At 40.3% G+C, this 22,278-nt stretch carries 11 protein-coding genes and 1 pseudogene; 11 read left to right on the forward strand and 1 reads right to left on the reverse strand.

The annotated features are described in order from the left end of the window. Positions 1 to 122 precede the first annotated feature (122 nt). From sufB to JMN12_RS01725, 4 genes are read left to right on the forward strand one after another with little or no spacing between them, the layout of a single operon-like run. Positions 123 to 1,592, forward strand: coding sequence for a Fe-S cluster assembly protein SufB (sufB, locus tag JMN12_RS01710; RefSeq protein WP_009412509.1), 1,470 nt, complete (start codon positions 123 to 125; stop codon positions 1,590 to 1,592). A 42-nt stretch (positions 1,593 to 1,634) separates the two neighbouring features. Further along, entirely contained in the window at positions 1,635 to 2,279 is a 645-nt protein-coding gene (rpe, locus tag JMN12_RS01715; RefSeq protein WP_203136482.1) for a ribulose-phosphate 3-epimerase, read from the forward strand. 11 nt (positions 2,280 to 2,290) lie between these two features. After that, entirely contained in the window at positions 2,291 to 3,082 is a 792-nt protein-coding gene (locus tag JMN12_RS01720) for a DUF2797 domain-containing protein (protein ID WP_203136484.1), read from the forward strand. Between the two features lie 42 nt (positions 3,083 to 3,124). Next, the gene (locus JMN12_RS01725; RefSeq protein ID WP_088593837.1) at positions 3,125 to 3,352 is read left to right on the forward strand and encodes a hypothetical protein; all 228 of its coding nucleotides are present in this window, start codon (positions 3,125 to 3,127) and stop codon (positions 3,350 to 3,352) included. 379 nt (positions 3,353 to 3,731) lie between these two features. On the opposite strand, the gene yaaA is transcribed toward JMN12_RS01725, so the two are convergent. Continuing rightward, on the reverse strand, positions 3,732 to 4,490 hold the full coding sequence (gene yaaA / locus JMN12_RS01735) for a peroxide stress protein YaaA (protein WP_203136487.1): 759 nt from the start codon (positions 4,488 to 4,490) through the stop codon (positions 3,732 to 3,734). Positions 4,491 to 4,794: 304 nt separating this feature from the next. On the opposite strand from yaaA, the gene JMN12_RS01740 reads away from it, so the two are divergent. The 7 genes and pseudogenes from JMN12_RS01740 to JMN12_RS01770 all read left to right on the forward strand — a co-directional run. Then, entirely contained in the window at positions 4,795 to 6,666 is a 1,872-nt protein-coding gene (locus JMN12_RS01740) for a glycoside hydrolase family 13 protein (RefSeq protein ID WP_203136489.1), read from the forward strand. A gap of 12 nt (positions 6,667 to 6,678) precedes the next feature. Further along, on the forward strand, positions 6,679 to 6,924 hold the full coding sequence (locus JMN12_RS01745; protein ID WP_009417563.1) for a hypothetical protein: 246 nt from the start codon (positions 6,679 to 6,681) through the stop codon (positions 6,922 to 6,924). Beyond that, a complete protein-coding gene (locus JMN12_RS01750) occupies positions 6,911 to 7,723 on the forward strand; it encodes a zeta toxin family protein (RefSeq protein ID WP_203136492.1) in 813 nt (270 codons plus the stop codon). The genes JMN12_RS01745 and JMN12_RS01750 overlap by 14 nt, the downstream gene beginning before the upstream one ends. A gap of 3 nt (positions 7,724 to 7,726) precedes the next feature. Further along, positions 7,727 to 10,747: a reprolysin-like metallopeptidase gene (locus JMN12_RS01755; RefSeq protein ID WP_203136500.1), complete on the forward strand. Its 3,021-nt coding sequence runs from the start codon at positions 7,727 to 7,729 to the stop codon at positions 10,745 to 10,747. 422 nt (positions 10,748 to 11,169) lie between these two features. Beyond that, entirely contained in the window at positions 11,170 to 13,608 is a 2,439-nt protein-coding gene (locus tag JMN12_RS01760; protein WP_203136502.1) for a reprolysin-like metallopeptidase, read from the forward strand. An 83-nt stretch (positions 13,609 to 13,691) separates the two neighbouring features. After that, positions 13,692 to 16,796: a reprolysin-like metallopeptidase gene (locus tag JMN12_RS01765; RefSeq protein WP_203136504.1), complete on the forward strand. Its 3,105-nt coding sequence runs from the start codon at positions 13,692 to 13,694 to the stop codon at positions 16,794 to 16,796. A gap of 260 nt (positions 16,797 to 17,056) precedes the next feature. After that, positions 17,057 to 22,278: pseudogene (locus JMN12_RS01770) on the forward strand (HYR domain-containing protein); the annotation flags it as partial.

Raw genomic sequence — 22,278 nt, forward strand, 5'->3', positions numbered from 1 at the left:
ATAAAGATAGTATTTTAGATTCAATTTAAAGTACTATCTTTGCGCTTTGTAAAATCACATCTCGGTATAAATAAGAGGAGTTTTTTTATCTCTTATTTCTTACCTCTTATCTAAAAGAAATTATGGCTAAATATACAGAAGAAGAACTTAAAGAAGAATTAGAAAACAACGAATATAAATACGGCTTTTATACTGATATAGAATCCGAAACTTTCCCTAAAGGACTCAATGAAGAGGTGGTAATAGCCCTCTCTAAAAAGAAAAACGAACCTCAATGGATGACCGATTGGCGCTTAGAAGCTTTCCGTGCGTGGCAAGCGATGGAAGAGCCTCCTCATTGGGCAAACCTTAAATTTGAAACTCCCGATTTTCAAGATATTGCCTACTACTCTGCTCCTAAACAAAAACCTAAACTCAATAGTTTAGACGAGGTTGACCCTCAACTCTTAGAAACTTTCCAAAAACTCGGCATCTCTCTTGAAGAACAAAAACGCCTCACAGGGGTAGAAGATAAACCTGCTGTCGCAATGGACGTAGTAATGGACTCCGTTTCAGTAGCAACTACTTTTCAAAAAACATTGGCTGAACGCGGCATTATCTTCTGCTCTATTTCCGAAGCGATTCAAAAATATCCCGATCTCGTGCGCAAATATCTCGGTACGGTTGTCCCTAAAACCGATAATTTCTATGCTGCGCTCAACTCTGCTGTCTTCTCCGATGGCTCTTTCTGCTATGTGCCTAAGGGAGTGCGTTGCCCTATGGAACTCTCTACCTATTTCCGTATCAATCAAGCTGGTACAGGTCAGTTTGAACGTACCCTCCTCATTGTTGATGAAGGGGCTTACGTCTCTTACCTCGAAGGTTGTACAGCGCCCAAACGCGATGAAAACCAATTACACGCTGCTGTGGTAGAACTTATAGCTATGGATAATGGCGAAATTAAATATTCTACAGTACAAAACTGGTTCCCTGGTGATAAAGACGGTAAAGGTGGGGTTTATAATTTTGTAACCAAACGCGCTTTGGCCGAGAAAAATGCAAAAATATCGTGGACACAAGTAGAAACAGGCTCAGCAATTACTTGGAAATATCCTTCTGTAGTGCTCAAAGGTGATAATTCTATAGGTGAATTCTATTCTATTGCCGTTACCAATCACTTTCAACAAGCCGATACAGGTACTAAGATGATACATTTGGGTAATAATACTAAATCTACAATTATTTCTAAAGGTATTTCGGCAGGCAAATCACAAAATAGCTACCGCGGATTGGTAAAAGTAGTGCCTAATGCTAAAAATGCGCGCAATTTCTCTCAATGTGACTCTCTCTTAATGGGAAATGATTGTGGAGCACACACTTTTCCTTATATAGAAGCTAAAAATCCTACTGCCCAAATAGAACACGAAGCTACTACTTCTAAAATTGGTGAAGACCAAATTTTCTATTGTAACCAGCGTGGTATTGATACCGAAAAAGCAATTTCACTCATCGTAAATGGTTTTGGAAAAGAAGTACTCAACAAACTGCCTATGGAGTTCGCTGTCGAAGCTCAAAAACTCTTAGAAATCTCCTTAGAAGGCAGTGTAGGATAATTGTTAATTGAAATTTGTTAATATTAATTGTTAATTGAAAATATGATTCTTGCGCCTTCTCTCCTTGCTGCCGATTTCGGCAACCTACAACAAGCCATTGAAATGGTAAACGCCAGCGAAGCCGATTGGTTTCATATTGATGTTATGGATGGCGTGTTTGTCCCTAACATCTCTTATGGTATGCCCGTGCTATCGGTGATTCAAAAACACGCTACCAAGCCCCTTGATGTTCACTTGATGATTGTCGACCCTGACCGATATATCAGTACTTTTGCAAAGCTCGGCAGCGATATTCTCACCGTACATTACGAGGCGTGTACACACCTGCACCGCACTTTGCAAGCTATTAAGGCAGAAGGAATGAAAGCAGGAGTAGCTCTCAATCCACATACTCCTGTAGTACTTTTAGAAGATATCATTCAAGAGGTAGATGTACTCTTATTGATGAGTGTAAACCCAGGATTTGGAGGTCAGTCATTCATAGAAAATACTTATAAAAAGTTGCGACAAGCCAAAATGCTGATTGAGCAAGCAGGAGCCTCAACCCTTATTGAGATAGATGGAGGAGTGAGTTTAAAGAATGCCAAAGCATTAGTAGAAGCAGGCGCCGATGCTTTAGTGGCTGGTAGTTTTGTATTCAATGCTGCCAATCCTATCCAAACCATTGCAGATTTAAAACACATATAGTCAATAAAACAATGTTTCAAGGAGTACTTCAAAAAATGCTTACCGAATGGGCTAACCCTATACGGTATTATTTGCCAATGGAAGGTGACTTTGTACTGATGAACCAACTCATCGGCAAGGATATAACACTCCAATTTGTGCGTTTTCAGTGTATGAATTGTGGTGAAAACAAACCAATCTTCCGTCAGGGCTATTGCAAAGAGTGTTTTTTTGAAGTCCCTCAAACTGCGGATTGGGTGATGCACCCCGAACTCAGCAAAGCACACCTCAATATCGAAGAACGCAATTTAGGCTATGAACAGCAAGTGCAGTTGCAACCGCATTATGTATATCTCGCCAATTCTAGCGATGTAAAAGTAGGAGTAACCCGTAAATCACAAGCCCCAACCCGCTGGATCGACCAAGGGGCGCACGAAGCTCTCATCCTTGCCGAAGTTCCTAATCGATATTTAGCAGGCATCGCCGAGGTCGCTCTCAAAGAGCATTTAGCCGATAAAACCAATTGGCGCAAAATGCTTACTAACCAAATTACCCCTGTAGATTTATTGCGAGTAAAATTAGAAGTGCGCGACTTTGTACCCAATGAAGTACAGCCCTACATCACCGAAGATATCACTCCCCTACGCATTCATTTCCCCGTAGAAAAATACCCTACCCAAGTGCGCTCACTGCAATTGTCGCAAACCCCTACTTATAGTGGTAAACTAATGGGTATCAAAGGACAATACCTCATTTTTAATGACAATACCGTTTTCAATGTACGAGGCAACGAAGGACTGGTGATTAATTTACAAATTAACTGATTTTTCAATTAATTTTTATACCTTTGCAAAAAAAGAATAATTATGTGTGTATTAGTATATCCAAAAGATGAAACCCAAAAAACAGTGCTAACTTCGTTTTTAGAAGAGAAAAATATAGATTTTGACTATAATATTTCAGATAGTGAGACTTCTAATGAATATTTGCAAGTGCTTTTGAAACGAGCTAATGAAATTACAGAAAATCCTGAACAAGCAGGAAGAGCTTTTGATGAATTTGATAAAAAAATGAGAGCAAGATATGGATTTTGAGCTAATGATTCATCGTCAAGCCGAAATAGACTTGGAAGAAATTGTAGTTTACTACAATAAAATAAGAGAAAATTTAGGATTTGAAGTATATGAGGAGATTTAGCTATATACAAGAAATAAAAAGTCGTCCCTTTTCTTTTAGAAAAGAAATAGAACAAGTGCGGGTTTGCTTTACCAAAAGATTTCACTTTGGTATTTATTTTCTTATTGTAGAAGAATTGTCAAAAATTTGGATTATAGGAGTTATAAATGCTAAAGAAGACCCTAATAAATTATTGAGAAGACTTACTATTATCAATATTCCCCAAAAATGATTGGTATCATAGACTTTGCCAAAGGTTGTAGCACGACGTGCAATTAGAACCTTTGGCAAAGTTTTTTATCTAATAAAAACAAGTGTATTTCCTTTTGAAAACTGTTCTGAGAACGCATATCCATCAGTGTTAAACCCCTTTAAATCTTCTACTGAGCGAATCTCATTTTCTGCCAAAAAGCGTACCATACGACCCCGTGCTTTCTTTGCATAAAAACTAACGACTTTCAGCGTGTCTCCTTTATAATCTTTGAAGATAGGTGTAATCACGGGTACTTTTAGCTTTGTGGTATCAATTGCTTTAAAATATTCTTCACTGGCGAGATTGATAAACAATTCTCCTTCTTGCAATTCGTCGTTCAATGCCTGAGTGATTTTGTCTTTCCAAAAAGCATATAGATTTGTAGCCTTCCCTACCGGTAGTTTGATGCTCATTTCCAACCGATAAGGTGCGATAAGGTCTAAGGGTTTAAGCAGTCCGTACAACCCCGAGAGAATACGCAAAGACTTTTGCAACTTATCAATTTGCGTTTCGGAGAGTGAATAGGCATCGAGTCCCTCATACACATCGCCATTGTAAGCAAAGAGCGCCGGACGCGCATTTTGTGGGGTAAAAGGCAATGAGAGCTGTTGGTGTCGTTGCCAATTCAGGTCGGCGAGCTTTTGGGAGATATGCATCAGGTTTATAAGTTGCTTTGGAGAGAGTGCTTTAAGGGCAGTACTTACCTCGCCAATTTCCTTTGGGAAAATAGCCGAAGAGTGTACGGTAGTAGGTAGGGCTGATGTTTCGTTAATGGTTTTGGCGGGAGAGATAACGATTTTCATAGTGATATATAATTAACGGGGCAAAGTTACAAAACAAATGACAATTCACAATTGATAATTGACAATTGAATAGGGGAGAGGCATTAGATAGACTTTAAACGGAACTATGATGGCTCTACAGTGGGTCTACAGTGGCTCTACAGTGGCTCTACAGTGGGTCTACAACGAAGACTAACCAAAGATTAATAGAATACTAATAGAACTTACAATGTTGTTACTATCAACTGTATCTCTCGTTCTGTGGGGTCGAACTTGCCCGACCTAAAATAATTAACTACTATCTTTTATTGTTATTTAAAAAGAAATGCTTATCTTTGCGCGAATAAACACCCGTGTAACTTACACTATGAAATACATTATTACCCTTATGGGATTATTTACTTTTGGAATGACTCACGCTCAGATTCAGCGTGTAGAACCGCCTTTTTGGTGGGAAGGAATGCACTACAGCCAAGTGCAGGTATTGCTCTATGGCAAAAACATCGCTCAGTACAATGTGGAGAGCGAGTTGCCTATTGTAAACATACTGAAAACAGAAAACCCTAACTATCTGTTTGTAACCGTCGATACCAAAGATAAAAAAGCGGGCAACTATACCATTTCGCTATTGCAAAAGAAAAAGAAAGTGGGCAGTGTTCGCTACGAATTAAAAGCGCGTCGTGAGGGCTCGGCTTACCGCAAGAGTTTCGACAGCAGCGATATGATTTACCTGATTATGCCCGACCGCTTTGCCAATGGTAAACCCGACAACGATTCGCACCCCGCACTTACTGATAAGCTCAACCGCTCAGATTCTTTCGGTCGTCACGGGGGGGACATTCAGGGGATTATCGACCATTTGGATTATATACAATCCTTAGGTGCTACGGCTATATGGAGTACGCCCTTATGTGAGGACAATGAACCACAACATTCTTATCACACTTATGCCCAAACCGATGTGTACAAAATAGACCCGCGTTATGGTACTAATGAAGAGTACCGACAGCTCTCAGCGGCTTTGCACAAGCGCGGTATGAAGCTCATCAAAGATTATGTAACCAACCACTGGGGCAGTCAGCATTGGATGCTGAAAGACCTGCCTTGCTACGACTGGTTACACCAATTTCCTGGTTATGGACAGAGCTCTTTTAGGATAACTACTCAGATGGACAGCAATGCCTCGGAATGGGACAAAAAGTACTGCGAAAAAGGTTGGTTTGCACGCTCTTTGTCTGACCTCAATCAAGCGAACCCATTGGTACTAAACTACCTCACCCAGAACGCGATTTGGTGGATAGAATACGCCGACCTCGACGGTTTGCGTGTGGATACTTATCCGTATAACGACAAAGCAGGCATTGCCCAATGGACGAAAGCTATTACTGATGAATATCCTTATTTCAACATTATGGGCGAGGTATGGCTTACTCAAAGCGCACAAGTGTCGTATTGGCAAAAGGATAGCCCTATTAGTGCGATACAAAGCTATAACACTTACTTGCCTACGGTAATGGACTTCCCGCTCTTCGGTGCAATAGGTGAGGCTTTCCGTACCACACCTTCGTGGGACAAAGGTATGATGCAACTCTACGACAACTTTGCGAACGACTTTCTGTATAAAGACATCAACAATCTGCTCATCTTTGCAGAAAATCACGATACGGCACGTATCAATCACGTATATCCTAAGATAGAGGATTACAAGATGATTATCACATTGCTAGCAACGGCACGAGGCATTCCACAACTGTACTACGGTAGCGAGATAGCAATGGCAGGCGACAAGAGTAAGGGCGATGGCGATATACGTCAGGATTTTCCTGGTGGCTGGGCAGGCGATACGCAGAACGCTTTTAGCGCTTCGGGGCGTACGGCTACTCAGAAAGAGTATTACGATTTTACGGCTAAACTCTTCAATTGGCGTAAGGACAAAGCCGTAATTCACTACGGGAAGACCAAACAATACTTGCCTGAAAATGAAGTGTATGTCTATTTCCGTTACAACGATACCGAGACCGTAATGGTAGTGCTCAACAACAACGAAAAGAGCCAAACGCTCCACTTAAACCGCTTTGCCGAGAGTTTGGCGGGATTTTTGAGGGGGAAAGATATTATCTCGGGGAAAGAGGTCTCTCTGAGCGGTGACACTTTAGAAATATCAGCTAAAACCGCTATGCTCATTGAATTAAAATAACAAAGGTATATGATGAAAGAACCTATTAGTTTAGATACAGCATTACAGATTGTAGGCTCATTAAAAGTAAGGGCTATTAAGGAAAAATCTACTTTAACTAATTTGGTAGAGAAGGATGCGTTAGACCAAAAAATTAAAATGTATTTAAAGGAAGAAAAAATGTTATATGGTACTGATGATATGGCAAGGCTTTCTGTTATGGATAAAGTAGTACATTATTATAGTCCGCTAATAAAACAAATGAATGGAGTACTATAAAGTTGAGGATATTTTTGAAAGAGAGAAAACAGACCTTTTATCAGGTTTAAAATCTCAAGAAAATCCTATTGCCTTTATATTAGGAGGACAGCCTGCATCAGGAAAGAGTGGGCTAGCAAAAGCTATCCTAAGACAATTTCCTGACAAAGATTTTCTTTTTGTAAATGGAGATATTTACAGAGAGTTTCATCCTAAGGCTAATGAGCTTATAAAATATCCTGAGAGATACTCAACAGAGACGCAAATATTCTCTAACTTTTTTACAGAATCACTTATACAAGAGGCTATTATCCATAAATACAATATCATTGTAGAGGGTACTATGCGCAATCCTGAAGTACCTTTGCGTACGGCATTGTCTTTTAGAAAAAACGGTTTTAATGTGGAAGCTTTTGCGATTGCAGCTCCTGCACTCTTTACCGAATTAGGTTTTTATTTGCGCTATCAAGAAGAAAAAGATTTTCAAGGATATGGGCGATTGTCAGATAAAAATTCCCACGACAGAGCAGTAGAAGGCTTACTTCACTCATTAGACCGTTTGTACAACGAAAAGGCAGTAGATAAAATACATCTTTACAATTATCAAGCTGAAAAACATTTAGAAACTTTCTCATTGAGGGAACAGCAATGGGATATAAATACTTTGCCTTCTACAGAAGTTATAAAAGCAAGGAGAAAACAGTTTCAGGATAAGACACTTCGTTTGCAACTGATAGCACGAGCTTACTCTGTTATACCGCGAATGTCCCCACCTATAAAAGCTATAGTAGAAGCACTTATAGAGCAGTTAAAAGACTAAAGAATGAAGAACATCATTACAATAGGATTACTAATAGGGTGTGTGTTCTTTGGGAAAGCACAGAGCGAGGCGGATAAATGGCTAAAAGTAGTATCGGCACAACAGGGTATTGCCATTGAGTGGCAGGAGCGCAAAACCTCTCTTGCTTCTGAGGGTATTCGCTCTTTTGTGGGTTACTACCAAGACAATTTTGTAGCGACCCTTTCGGTAGGAGGACAGAGCGTGTCGGGGAGTTTTCACTACCGAGATACATCGTATGAGATAAACGAGCAAAAAGGACAATTGGTCTTTTCGCCTAATAAAGATTTCCGATGTGGCACTACCGATACGCCTCATTCGCACCCAAGCCCTTCGACAGCACGTCCTGCGATATTAGCCGAAGAAACCACTCCTACCATTGCCAACACACAAACACTAAGGGTATACCGTTTGGCGATGCATATCCCTTATAGCACCTTCAGCACAGAACACTTAGGGAAAAACATACAAAAAGTAAAAACGTTTTGGGCAGATACTGAAAACTTCCTGAATGAAGTGTACCTACGCGATTTGGGAGTGCGTTTTGAATTGGTAAACGATGAGCGTCTCATCATCAAAGACGAAAGCAAAGAGACTTTTGCAAGCTTTCACAATGCCGATTACGTTAAGGATCATTCAACAAAGGTTATCAATGGACTTATAGGAGAAAATAGTTATGACGTGGGTATCTCTCTTGCATATACCGCTTCCTTAAATAAAGGAGTCAGAGGATTGGCTTATCTTAAAGGTGTTTATCAGGCTAATACCAAAGCTGATGCCGTAGCAGTACTTACCAAAGAAGTCATAGCTCACGAAATCGGACATTTATTCGGTGGTAAACACACTTTTGGTAGCTATAAGGGCTCAGAAGCCTACGATAGTGAAAAGACAGAGTATGACAGAGGTACTTCGGTGATGAGCTATGGCAGTCCGCGTGATTTCTTCTCGCTGTCGAGCATTCAGCGCATACGGGAACTATTGACGAAAGTGCCCGTGAAAGCTCACGACAAGACTTTCACTACTCAAGCCCCTCGCATAGACCACAGCAAGATTAAAAATCATTATACTATTCCCAAGGGTACTTTCTTTCAATTCTATATTCCTGCTATCGACCCCGATAGTGCAGAACTGCTATACTCCGTAAACCAACACGATGTACGCAATGGTGCTGAATCCCCTATAACGCAATACATTATCTACAAACCTACTCCTGCTAACCCTGTAACTATTAAAACAGAGTATCACAAAGACTCAGGTAGTGTAATAGCCAATAGTGGCTTGGCACAACAAACTACGGGTACTTTTACCTTTTGGCTGGGAGTGAGCGATGCCCCACTCCAACCGTCAGCCGACTATATAGTACAATATGATTTGGCTGAAACCAAAGTAACGGTAAAAGAGGGTATCCCTTTCAAAATTACGAATACCCTAAAAAGCGAATACAAAGGGGGTGCTCAACTCACCCTTAGTTGGAATGTAGATAATACTATTTTCAAAGACACCAAAGTGCGTATCCTGCTCTCAGATGATTTAGGTAAGACGTTTAAACATATGGTAGTAGCAGAAGCTGATAACAACGGCAGTAAAGAAATTATCTTGCCTAATATCAGCACTACCCAAGCCGTCTTAAAAGTAGAAGTAATCGATGGTTTAGCTTTTGATCTTACCAATTACAATCCTAAAAATGGAGGTTTTACCATTGAAAAGAACCCTGCTCTACCTGAGCCTCTCCTTTGGGCATCACTCCCTAATCATCTAACCCTTTCGTGTGAGCAATCTATTCCAGCGGTAGTATTGCCTACAGTTACAGGAGGGTGTACTCCTGCGGTTACCCTTCAAAAAGAGGAACGTATCAAAGGCAATTGCGACTATACTTATACTGTCAAACGTATTTTTACAGCTGCCGATACTTGTAACCAAACACTTACTTACACTCAAACTATTAGCGTAACAGATAAAACTCCCCCTACTTTTGTAGGTGCTTTACCCCAAAATATGAGTGTTAAAGAAGGCAAAACAATACCTGCTCAAGTAACGCTTACCGCTACCGATAATTGTGGTACTGCTGCGGTTACAACTTCTCATAAAGAAGAAAAAGATGCCAAAGGCAAACTTACTAAACTTATCTATACGTGGATAGCTAAAGATACTTGTGGCAATGTTACTACTCACCAGCAAATTGTTACCATTGTACCAAAAAAAGTCCCTACCCTCACTTGGGCAACACTTCCTCGCGATATAACCGTCGATTGTGTCAAAGCCATTCCTGCTGTACAAACGCCTACAACTCAAGGCGGTTGTGCTAAAGTAGTGATAACCCGTGCCGATAAGGAACTCAACAAGCGCTGTCTCAACAATTTCACTTTAGAGCGCACTTTTACGGCTTCCGATGGTTGTGCCACCCTTACACATACTCAGCGCATTAAGGTATCCGATAAAAAATCACCTACCTTTGTAGGAACACTGCCTCAAGATCTTACAATTGATGAAGGAACACCCATACCTTCTCAGCAAAGCATTTCAGCTGAAGATGCCTGTGCAGGACAACCTACCGTTACAATGCCGCCAAAAGAAGAATATCTCACTAATGGAAAACTCTCTAAAGTGGTCTATAAGTGGGTGGCTCGCGATGTCTGTGGCAATGAAAGAATACATACCCAAAATATTACCATAAAACTTAAATCGCAAGAACCTCCCCACATAGATACTAACCCTGATGAAGTCGTGATTTACAATGCCGTTTCTACTGAAAAAGGATTTGATAACTATTTTAGAATAGAAAATACAGATAAAAACCAACCTATTACCTTGGTTATTTTTGATGAAATGGGCTTGAAAGTCTATGAAAATAACCATTATCAACAAAATGGTGAGTATTTCAGAGGCTACCCTAATATAAAAGGAGTAGTAGGCAGCAAACGATTAGCAGGTACTTATTTCTATGTATTGACTTATTATTTCAATGGACAACAACAAACAAAAAAAGGATTTCTATATGTAAGATAATTACACGCCTGTATAGGCTGTCTTAAAAATCTATAATGCAGTCTCTTTATAATATATTAACGTCAGTTCGATATAACAGAATATTGATTTACAGCTTTATATCATAATATATTCACAAAATAATTCACCGTCAGGTGAAATTTAGTGAGATAATAAAAAAATAAAGACTTTTATGCACTCCCAATTTCGTGAAAATTCGTGTTTCACATACCCAGCTGCGCCAACTCGCTGGCTTTGTGGGAAATTAAAAATATTTTGCTGATTGTTAAATAATTACTTACGTCGAACTCACGTTATATTACCAATGAGCAACCCTACGAGAGGCTCCAACTCTCTCTGCTGTTTTTTTTAAAAAGTGTTAATTTTTCCTTGCTATTTGTTAATTGTTTCGTACCTTTGCACCGTTTTTTAAAACTAAACTAATGAAACATCTACTACGCTACTTACTTTGGCTATGCCTAAGCATAGAAGTAGCCAATGCACAAACTAACATCCAAAGTATTATAACTCTTTTTGCTACAAAGTCTTCCGTAGAATGGGCACCTCCTATTCCTAACTCAACCTCTATACTCCTACAATGGCAAGCGCGAACTACTTCTAATGGTTTCCACTCGTTTGTAGGTTATTATCAAGATCATTTTGTAGGCGTCATCAGCTTTGACAAACAGCAGTTAAGCGGTGAAATTTTTTACAGAGGAAAATCTTATGTATTGGGTACTTCTCCCCAAGGAATGCTTACTGTTGAAGCAGTAACCGACGAGCACGATTGTGGTGCGAGTTCTTTGGGCAAACAAGCGCTCTCTGCCCGCAATTTCTTTCCCGAAGGCGATGAAGATAAGAACGACCCTCCTATCGAGCAACCCGAGATTTACAATTCACTTTATCCTAAAGCGCTAATTCACACCGATGGTGTGTTCAGGCACTACCGCTTGGCAATACCAGTGGATTACAGCATTTACAATTCGACATATTTCAATAGAGATATACATAAAATCAAAGCATTTTGGTATGCCACCGTTGCCTTTATGAATGAGTTATATCGCAATGATGTGGGGGTGGATTTTACTTTGGTAGATGATGAGGCACTTATTTTTACTACTGAAAAAAAACAGTTATTCCGCAGAAGGGAAGCTGCTAATGAAGTGGTAAACAACGGTACTATCACTCTCAACAAACGTTACGATAAAAACAAATACGATATAGCAATTATCCTCACCGATTATCGCGAAAGGTACAATGGCTTGGCGATGGTCTATGCTGCTTATGAGCAACACAACAAAGCCAATGCGGCAGCGCGCCCTGTAAAACCTTCTACCATTGCCCACGAAATAGGGCATATGTTCGGTTCAGACCATACGTTCTCTAACGGAGGACAATATTCTAGTAAAACCGAAACTGGATCGGGTCAATCAATTATGAGTTATGGACACGAGCACCCACGCGATTTCTTTTCGCTCGTAAGTCTGCAAGAAATACGCAAGTTCTTGGGGAACTCTATGGCTTATTACGCCGATGAAGCGCGCACTCAAGAAGCAGGCAAGCGTGTAGAGGGCACAGGCTCTAACCTTGTTTATGGAGTAAAGAGTAACAATCGCCCCCCAGTGCTTGATAGAACGCACATTAAGAAAACCTACACTATCCCTGAAGATACTTATTTTCAATTCTATCTGAACGCTACTGACCCCGAAGGCGATGCACTTACTTATATAGCACACCCCGCTGATAGGCGTTTTCACTCTACTAAATCTAACGCGCGTTTTATGACCTACAAAGGAAAATCTGATGGTAATATACGCTTTGAAACCACTTGGTTTGAGAGTGAACGCAATACCTTTGTACCTATAGGAGCTGCCGATTCTTACAAAAAAGGTACTTTCACCTTTTGGTTGGCAGCTGCCGATCATAACAAAAGCGATAACAACCACGTAGTGAAATACGATGTAGAAGAGGTGCAAGTGAAAATAGTCAAAGGTAAAATTTTTCAAATACAAAACTTCGACAATGGCAGTTGGAAACAAAACAAAACCTACAAAGGAGGACAACTACTTTCGCTTCATTGGCAGGTAGATGAGGCTATTTTTACCAAAGATAGCAAGGTGCGTATCCTTCTTTCAACCGACTCTGGTAAAACCTATAAATACGTATTGAAAAAAGAAGCACCTAACAATGGAGCTTGTCAAGTAGTGCTTCCTAATATTTCTGTAGGCACTACTCACGGACATTTCGGCAAACAAAGAGGACAAGGCATCATCAAAATAGAAGTGATTGATGGCTTGGCTTATGCATTGTCTTGTACAAAGCCTTATCACGTAGGAGGTTTTATGATACAAAAAGACCCTACAAAACCTGAAACTACCCCTGAACCACAGCCCCAACCACAGCCTAACCCTCAACCACAGCCGCAGCCTAACCCCCAACCAGCCCCTCAACCCCAGCCCCAACCTACCCCTCAACCAGCCCCTCAACCACAACCCAAGCCAACCCCACAGCCGCAACCTACCCCACAACCGCAACCTACCCCTCAACCACAACCTAACCCTCAACCCCAACCACAACCCAACCCGTCTGCTCCCATTGCTCCCACTATTATCTACAATGGTGTATCAATCTCTAACCCCGAGAACTATTTCAAAGTAGAAAATGCTGATGAAAACTATCCTATCTCGGTGATCATCTTTGATGAAATGGGACTCAAAGTATACGAGAATAGTAATTACAGTAAAAACGGCAAAGTCTTTAGAGGCTACTCTAATCTAAAAACTATAAGTAACAAACCTCTTGCGGGTACTTATTTTTATATTGTTACCTATTATAAAGAAGGGCAACAACAAACCCAAAAAGGCTTTTTATACATCAAATAATAAAACAATCACTTTTGCGGCTTGTTCCCCGACTTGTCCCCCTTCGGGGGAACGGGGGCTATAACACTAAACACTAACAACAAATGAAAATATCAAAACTCTTACTACTCTGCTTCTTACTAACAGCAGTAACCAACGCACAACAAAAAGCTACTGAGGTCATACGCCTTTTTGGTACAAACACCTCAGTACAATGGAATGTTCCTGTCAAAGGAAAATCTATATCGCTCAGCTGGCAAGCACGCCCTAACAGCCTTGCCCAAGAAGGCTTCCGCACTTTTGTAGCCTATCACAATGGCAATTTTGCAGGAACGCTCTCAATGAATAAAAGTACCCTATCAGGTGAAGTATGGCACAACGGTCATTCTTATTTCATCAACACTGAAAACGGAATGCTCAAAGTTACTACTAATAAAGAACACTTCACTTGTGGCACTTGCGCCGATGAACAATGCTCTCAAGCCACAACGCCCACTTCCCAAAGACTACCTATGCAAATAGCACCTACTAACGCAATGACTGCACGTGGGGCAATACTGCACGAAGAGGCACTTCCGTCTGACGACAAAAGAGTGCTTTACAATACCAATGTACTCAGAACCTATCGTTTGGCTATGCTCATCGATTACAGTTTCTACAAAGAACGTTGTTATGGTGATATAAATAAGGTAAAAGAATTTATGACAAAAGTAGAAGCAGGACTCAATGAGGTGTGCGGTAGAGAGATTGGCTGTCAATTTACTTTGGTGAACGACCCTCGACTTATCATCACTACTAAAGACAAAGAAATATACGATCACCCTGTGGTAAGAGAGGTAGTGAATAGAGCTACTTCAGATTTCAATAACCTTATAGGCGAAAAGAATTACGATGCAGGTATTGTCTTTTCTATATACCGTGATAACCGCGGATTGGCGCATTTGGGTGAAATTACAGGGAAACTAAAAGGTGGCTGTATCGCCAATCACGAGTTTTATATCATCCTTCACGAATTAGGACACTTATTAGGCTCCGCACACACTTTTACCATAGGAGGAGCAACAGCTTCTTCTCATACCGAGCCCGATAGAGGGAACTCTATTATGAGCTATATCAACGACCCTAATGGCACATATTTCTCTCTTCCGTCTATATACACCATCCGCAACCGTACCAATTTGCACGATGCTTATTATAGCGATAAAGCCCGTATTCAGTTAGTAGGCTTGCCACAGGATAATATCCCTTACGGTGAAGTTTCTACTAACCGTGCCCCTGTGATCCAACGTTCTACATTAAAAAAGGAATACAAACTGCCCCCTAACACTTACTTTCAATTCAATATAGAAGCAACCGACCCCGATGGCGACCCCCTTCTCTATATGGCACATCAAGCCGACTTTAATCAGTTTGGCAAAGCGCGTTTCCCTTCTAACCGTCCTACCGAGAGCAATCATATAGAGTTCTATCAACCCTATAGAGAAAATGGATACAATGAATGGAAACCTGTCCCTTATAAGTTCACAGGTAAAAATGAAACTGGCGTTTTTACTTTTTGGTTAGGCGTATGCGATGGTGAAATAGGAGCTTACAAAGACGGAAAACCTCACGTACCTCTATATGATGTCTATGAAACCAAAGTAAATATAGTAGAAGGTAAGCCTTTTAGGATAACTAATATAACTAAAAGCAGTGCCGGAAAATTTAAATATGCTAAAGAAACTACTATCTACTGGGATGTTGATAAGAATGTTTTTGGCAACGATAGTAAGGTGCGTATCCTCTTTTCAGACGATTATGGAAAAACCTATAAATACGTGTTAGCCGATGGATTACCTAACAACGGACAAGCTACGGTCATTTTCCCTACACAAGCCAAAGGGTGGAAAAATTCTAATCTTTTTGTAGAAGGTCTCTTTAAAATAGAAGTACTCAACCATATTGCCTATGCTGTGAGCACTGATACCCCAGGCACTTTGGATATGCACAGCCCTGACATTACCTTTAAAAATTTGCCAGAACCTGTGATAACTGTTAAAAAGAATGCTATTCCCGAAAAACCTAACGTTACCGTCGAATCTCATTATTGTGGTGCTAATAAAAAAGCTGAGGTAACTTTTTCAGAAGAAGACCATACTACCTATTTATTGCGCAAATGGGTAGCAAAAGATAAATGCAACTATTCTGCTACAGCACAGCAATTTATCTATTACGAAAAAGAAGCACCTACTAAAACCTTACGTTTTGTAACTCCTCTTCCTGAAGATAAACACGTACAATGCAGAGGCGATATTCCTGCTAAAACTGAAGTAAAAGCAGAGGGTGCCGATAACATTCACATAGACTATGAAGAAGAGTTTAGAGAAGGCGACCGTAAGTCTTACAAACTCACTCGCTCTTGGATAGCCTATGCCGATGGAGCTTTGCCTATCCGCCATACCCAACAAATTTTCCTCAGGGACACCCAAAAACCTGTGCTCTCGTCTTACCCCCCAAGTATGACCGTAAAGATCGAAGCCGATGTGCCTGTAAGAGAAAACCTCACTGCAACCGATAATTGCGATGGAGCTTTACAAGTAGTGTCTAGCCAAAGCAATGAAACTAAAGACGGTAAAAAAATAGTGCGCTATGTATGGTTTGTAGAAGATAGTGCTCATAACGAAAACCGTTATGAACAAGTAATCACTATTGACCCTAACGCTCAAAATCCTCAACCCCAACCCCAACCACAACCACAACCACAACCTAACCCACAACCTCAACCCCAACCCCAACCACAACCTCAACCTCAACCTAAACCTCAACCACAGCCCAACCCACAACCACAGCCTCAACCCCAACCCCAACCACAGCCTAACCCTCAACCACAGCCACAACCCAACCCTAACCCCGACCCGTCAGCCCCGTCCGACTCGTCCACCCCATCACTTATTATATATAATGGTGTCTCTATCTCTAACCCCGAGAACTATTTTAAAATAGAAAATACTGATGAAGATCGCCCTATCTCGGTGCTCATCTTCGATGAAATGGGACTCAAAGTATACGAGAACAATAATTACAACAAAAACGGCGAAGTGTTTAGAGGCTATCCTAATGTACAGAATATAAATAAGAGCAAAGCCCTTGCGGGTACTTATTTTTATATTGTTACCTATTATAAAGATGGACAACAACAAACCCAAAAAGGTTTCTTGTATGTAAAATAATTAGCTAACTTTGCCCCTCTGAGATACTCCAAGCCCCTCTGAGATACTCCAACACCTATTCAAAAAAAACGCTCTTGCCGATTATCCCCTTTGAGGAAGTCTGCAAGAGCGGAGTATTTTGGCTCTTACCTCTTACCTTACTTCAACTCTTAAAAACTACCTAAAAGCTGTTAAAAAAATATTAAATCTCATTCTGTATATGGTAGTGTGAAAACAGTTTACTATTTTTGCACCCTAAAATAGAAGAAAACTGTTTTTCAATGAAAAGAAACTTTACATCACTAACAAGCAAAAACATTCATTTATTACTATGGGTAGGCTTCTTCTTACTCACTATCGGGCATTTGAGTGCACAGTGTCTCACTATGCCTGAACCTGTGAATTACACACAAGTGAGCAAAACTACTAAAAGAGTAGAAGAGTACGCTAATATCAAAGGTATCAGAGTAACTCGTATTTTAGAAACGAGAGGCTGGGCTATTGATAAAATTAGATACTCTAATGAGGAAACCTTGATGAGTAATGATCATGATAGTAGTAAAGACACACGAGGTGACGAATACTATTGTGGTAAATGGCGTATGGCTACCTTTGGTAACAAGAAGTATCCCTTTATGGACTCTAACAAGGTAAGTAAAATTACCTATAAGTTTAGTAAGCCCGTAATGGATGCTGAGGTTTTCTTAGCAGCCTTTGGGTATAGTGGAACAAAGAAAACTTGGGATAATAGTAAACTTCACCAAGATAGGGTGATAATCACAACTAATAGTGGAGGAACTACAAATTTAGATTTGCGTAGTTCTTGTACTTCAGGAGCTGCTACCATCGAAAGTGGTAACAAAGTAGTATCTGAAAGAGATAAAACAACAGATGTTAAAGTAGGGGTTACTTCCACAGAACCCTTTACAGAACTTTATTTTCAAGTTGAAGAAAAATCGGGACAAACAGGTGGTTATGGTTTTTTTGTAGAAATATGCTTAGAAACACTAGAATTAGATAATAGTGTTTGTTCCGCAGAAACTCCTAATAGTATAACTGATCCTTTTGGAGGAAGTTCTGCAGCTACAAAAATGGCTACAGTTAATGGAGTACAAGTTACCCGTAAAATGACTGCAGGAGCAATAGCAGGTAGTATGACACAAAACTATTGCGGCTCAACTAAAAATTATCCTGCTAACTTACCATTATTAGGAGGTACAGGAGGAAATGAGGTTTCCTATGAATTTAATCAACCTGTCAATTATACTGAAATTTTATTATACGCTTTTGGTGATAAAAATGCGGCAGGTACATTTGATGAAATAGAATTTGAAGTAGATGGAGGAGGTACCCTTTCTCTTCAAAAAGTATTTGAGTGTAATGTAGGAGTAAGTAATATTTCGGGGCGTATATTAAAAAGTGCTACAGGAAGGATACTTACAGATGTGGCTATTAGACTTGTTTCAACACAACCTTTTACTAAAATAACGCTTAAAGATAAAGCAAGTACAGGAGGAGGTTCTATCGTTGCTCTTTGCCCTTCTTCAGTACAAGCTTCTGTTGAAAGCTACAATTGTACCCCTGCTACTATAGGCTCTAACTTTGCAAACCAAACAGTAGCTACCGCTAATATGAATAATGTGACGGTAACCCGTACTTTAGGAGCAGGAGTACCTATGAGTACTATTCCTCTTACATCAAATCATTGTGGTAGTAATGTAAACTATCCTGCAGGCTTACCTTTGTTGAGAAGTCTTAATCAAAAAATCACTTATGATTTTTCAACTCCTATACAAAGTGCTGAAATATTTCTTTATTATTTTGGTGATAATTTACAAGAAAATACTAGAGATGAAGTAGAGTTTGCAGTAAATAACGGTACCCCTTCTCTTACTAAAGTATATGATTGTCATCCAGGAGCAGCAGTTATCAACGGGCTAAAGGTAATTAGTACCAGTAAGAAACTAACTACCGATACAGGTATAAGAGTAACTTCTACAACACCTTTTACAAAGATAACTCTTACTGATAAGGGAAGTACTGGTGGGGGGTATTACGTGGTGATTTGTCCTACTTCAGTGAAGAGACCTCCATATAATAATGGTGCACAATGTGGACCTAATATGCCTGACCCTATGTTTGTAGGAACGACTACTGCTACTGCTAATGGTATACAAGTGAATATCAATAGACCGGCAGGAACAGAGAGAACTACAAATTATTCTACTGCTAGTGTAACCACTTGTCAAACTGTATATAAAGCAGGTACTACATTTTTACATAGTAATAAAGCCGTTACTTATAAATTTAGTCAGCCTGTAAACAATGTAGAAGTATGGTTAGCATTAATGGGAGGACATAAGGAAATCCCTTCTAATCGTGATGCTGCTAAGATTACTACTAATTGTGGAACCAATCCTACACTAACCTTAGTTTCTGATTGTGTAGGTAATGCTGCTATAGATAATAATGTAGTATGGGCTGATGGTGAAAAAGGCGTAGATGTAGGTGTAAAAGTAACTTCCGACAAACCTTTTATGGAACTTACTATTACAGATTTTAATAGCACTGCTGCCGGTTACTTTGTAGACCTTTGTCCTGCTTCAATCAAAAAACAAGGTACTGGTAATACCGATGCGGTAACCATTACTACGCAACTTACCGCTACAACTACTGCTTGTGTTGGGTTTACTACTACCCTTACTACACAAGCTACTTTAGCCAGTCCTTTCACTGGTAGTCTCAATTACCAATGGCAAAAGTCTACTAACAATGGTACTACGTGGAGCGATATAAGCGGACAAAGTGGTAGTGCAACTTCAGGTGCTAATGTCACCTATAGCTTTACGCCTACTACTTCTGATAACAATGCGCTATACCGTGTAGCATATACTTATACCCACGCCGGTAGTTTCTGTGGTACGATGTCACTTACTACCAATGCTACTAAATTGGTAGCTAACACAGTATCTTCAGTCATCGCAATAAATGCACCTGCTTATACTGATGTAGCTGTATGTGCAAGTGCTACAGGTACTACTACTATTACGGCTAAAGCAACCCTCAATACAGGTATGGGAGGAACTGGTGTTACTTATCAGTTACAATACCGTCCTACCGATACAGCTAATTGGGTAGATCACGCTACTCAGAAATATACACTTGTAACTGGCGGTGCTGAAAAGATACTTACAATAGAGAATGTAGCTTCTAACACAGGTTATTACCGTGTGAAGTATACCTCTAATGCCTCAGTATGTGGCGGTGGAGAAAGCTATTCTAATATATTTAAATTTACAGCTCTCACTGTTACCGATGTGCTTACTATCAACCCTACTACTTATCCTGATAAAGTAGTATGTACAGATGCTACCTTTACTATCAATGCGCAAGCTACAGTAGCTACAGGTACTATAGTAAATATCGGTGGTAATAGATTCTCTTATGAATTGCAGTACAAAGCCAATAGTTCTGCTAACTGGGTGAACTATGCACTTCCTAATGGAGGAGCTACCCAAACGTACAGTAACAACACCAAAGTAGGGGCTACTCGTGTCTTTACTATCAATACAGCCAATGTGGCTAACGGTGGTAAGTTCAGAGTGCGCTATGCTGTAGACCTCGTAGGTTTATGTGATGATATCTCTGCATACTCTAATGAGTTTACTGTTACTAAAGCTTCAGTACTCAATAACATTACTGAGTTTTATGCTACTCCTGCAACACTCAATGAAACAGGAGCAACCAATGTAGTATATACTATTAAAGGTGTTCCAGGTACGCAGTTGCTACATAAGTTCAATAATGGTACAGCTACAGCTGCCTCTATACCACCAGGAGGAGTTTTAACCGTAACTCACAACGGACAAACTGCTACGGCTACCTTGGCAATTACACAAGTAGCCAACGGTACTTGTACCCTCACTACTAACTATTTAGTAGAAGTAGGTAAAGCAGGAGGAGTTTGTACCAGTTTCCCTTCACCTCAGTTTGCTAAAACAGCTACTGCAGCAGCACAAATAGGAGGACTAACAGTAAACAGAACTATTACAGGAACTCCACAGTTTTTTGACGCCTATACCTATGATTCAGGACAAATGTGCCAAAGCACTATATTGGCAGGCTATCCTATAATGAAAGGTGGACAGTCAACTATTAAGTATACATTTAGCAAACCTGTAACCTCTGTACAAGTATGGCTTTCAGGATTCGGAGGTAACCCTAGTGTTGCCAATGCCGATAGCGTAACCTTTGCAGTAAACTGTGGTGGCACAGTAGCAGTAAACGCAGTAGGTTGTGGTACCGATGCTGGAAAACTTACCGTAGCTGGTGGAAAAGTATCACACCAAGCCAATGTGTATACTCAAGCAAAAGTAGTCGTAACCTCTGATAAACCGTTCACCGAACTTACCCTTACCGACCCTGATAACAGTAGCGCCGGTGGGTATGTAGTAGAATTGTGTCCAATATCAGTAGTATCTGTAGGAACAATGAGTGTTACAGCTCAACCTACTCCTAAAACTATATGTGCAGGTGATGATTCAAAATTAGAGGCAAAAGCTATACTAACAGGTGTACCAGCTTCATATAGTATTAGTTATGAATGGCAACAAAGTGATGATGCTACTACTTGGATAAAAGCAGTAGCTCCAGTAGCCCCTGCTCCAACAGGAAGTGTACTTAACAATGGTATCCATACCTCTACGCTTACTCTTAAAAATGTACCAGTAAGCTATAACGGCAAGTACTTCCGTGTAGTATTCAAATATACTAGTTGTACTACAACAGTTGTTACTGCTACAAGCACAACAGTAAGATTAACTGTAACTACTGCAGCTACTCCTACAGTAAGCAGTACTACTACCCTTTGCCCTACAGCAAATAGTAATATTGTATCGTTTGATAATTATGTAACCCCTGCAGTAGGTACTACCTTGCGTTGGTATGCTACCCCTACAGCTACTGCAAGCACTACTGTAGCTCCTACTATCAATACGAATGTAACGACTCGTACTACGGCAACAGCCTATGTACGAGCTATCAATAACAACGGCTGTACTAGTGGCCTCGTAACTGTTACCCTTACAGTGAACGATACCACACCACCTACTTTCAATGCTCCATCTGCTTTGAATATAGTGTGTAACTCAACTACAGCTACTACAGCTATCAACACTTGGCTCGGTACGGCTACTGCCACCGATGCTTGTGGTGCAATAGCAACTATTACAAATAACTATAATGCTCCAGCTGACTTTTGTACTATATCTGGTGGCGTTATCACTGTTACCTTTGTAGCAAAAGATACCTTTGGTAATGTAACTACTAAAACATCAACTATTAAGTTAGCAGCAACCCTTACAGTAGCAAGCGATACCTTTACGGTAGGTAACGGAGTAACAACCCAAACAGCGGGTAATATCCTTACCAACGACAATTTAGGTGGCAATACCCCAACAGCAGGCCCAACAGGTAGCGTAACCATCACTGTGGTTACCCCAGC

The sequence above is a fragment of the Capnocytophaga genosp. AHN8471 genome (assembly GCF_016806945.1).
GTDB lineage: Bacteria > Bacteroidota > Bacteroidia > Flavobacteriales > Flavobacteriaceae > Capnocytophaga > Capnocytophaga periodontitidis.

What these genes read in the sequence shown, in the direction of transcription:
- JMN12_RS01725 (WP_088593837.1), top strand. Translation starts at nt 3,125, where the DNA reads ATGTGTGTATTAGTATATCCAAAAGATGAAACCCAAAAAACAGTGCTA.
- JMN12_RS01760 (WP_203136502.1), top strand. Translation starts at nt 11,170, where the DNA reads ATGAAACATCTACTACGCTACTTACTTTGGCTATGCCTAAGCATAGAA.
- rpe (WP_203136482.1), top strand. Translation starts at nt 1,635, where the DNA reads ATGATTCTTGCGCCTTCTCTCCTTGCTGCCGATTTCGGCAACCTACAA.
- JMN12_RS01750 (WP_203136492.1), top strand. Translation starts at nt 6,911, where the DNA reads ATGGAGTACTATAAAGTTGAGGATATTTTTGAAAGAGAGAAAACAGAC.
- JMN12_RS01765 (WP_203136504.1), top strand. Translation starts at nt 13,692, where the DNA reads ATGAAAATATCAAAACTCTTACTACTCTGCTTCTTACTAACAGCAGTA.
- JMN12_RS01720 (WP_203136484.1), top strand. Translation starts at nt 2,291, where the DNA reads ATGTTTCAAGGAGTACTTCAAAAAATGCTTACCGAATGGGCTAACCCT.
- JMN12_RS01745 (WP_009417563.1), top strand. Translation starts at nt 6,679, where the DNA reads ATGAAAGAACCTATTAGTTTAGATACAGCATTACAGATTGTAGGCTCA.
- JMN12_RS01755 (WP_203136500.1), top strand. Translation starts at nt 7,727, where the DNA reads ATGAAGAACATCATTACAATAGGATTACTAATAGGGTGTGTGTTCTTT.
- sufB (WP_009412509.1), top strand. Translation starts at nt 123, where the DNA reads ATGGCTAAATATACAGAAGAAGAACTTAAAGAAGAATTAGAAAACAAC.
- JMN12_RS01740 (WP_203136489.1), top strand. Translation starts at nt 4,795, where the DNA reads ATGCTTATCTTTGCGCGAATAAACACCCGTGTAACTTACACTATGAAA.
- yaaA (WP_203136487.1), bottom strand. Translation starts at nt 4,490, where the DNA reads ATGAAAATCGTTATCTCTCCCGCCAAAACCATTAACGAAACATCAGCC.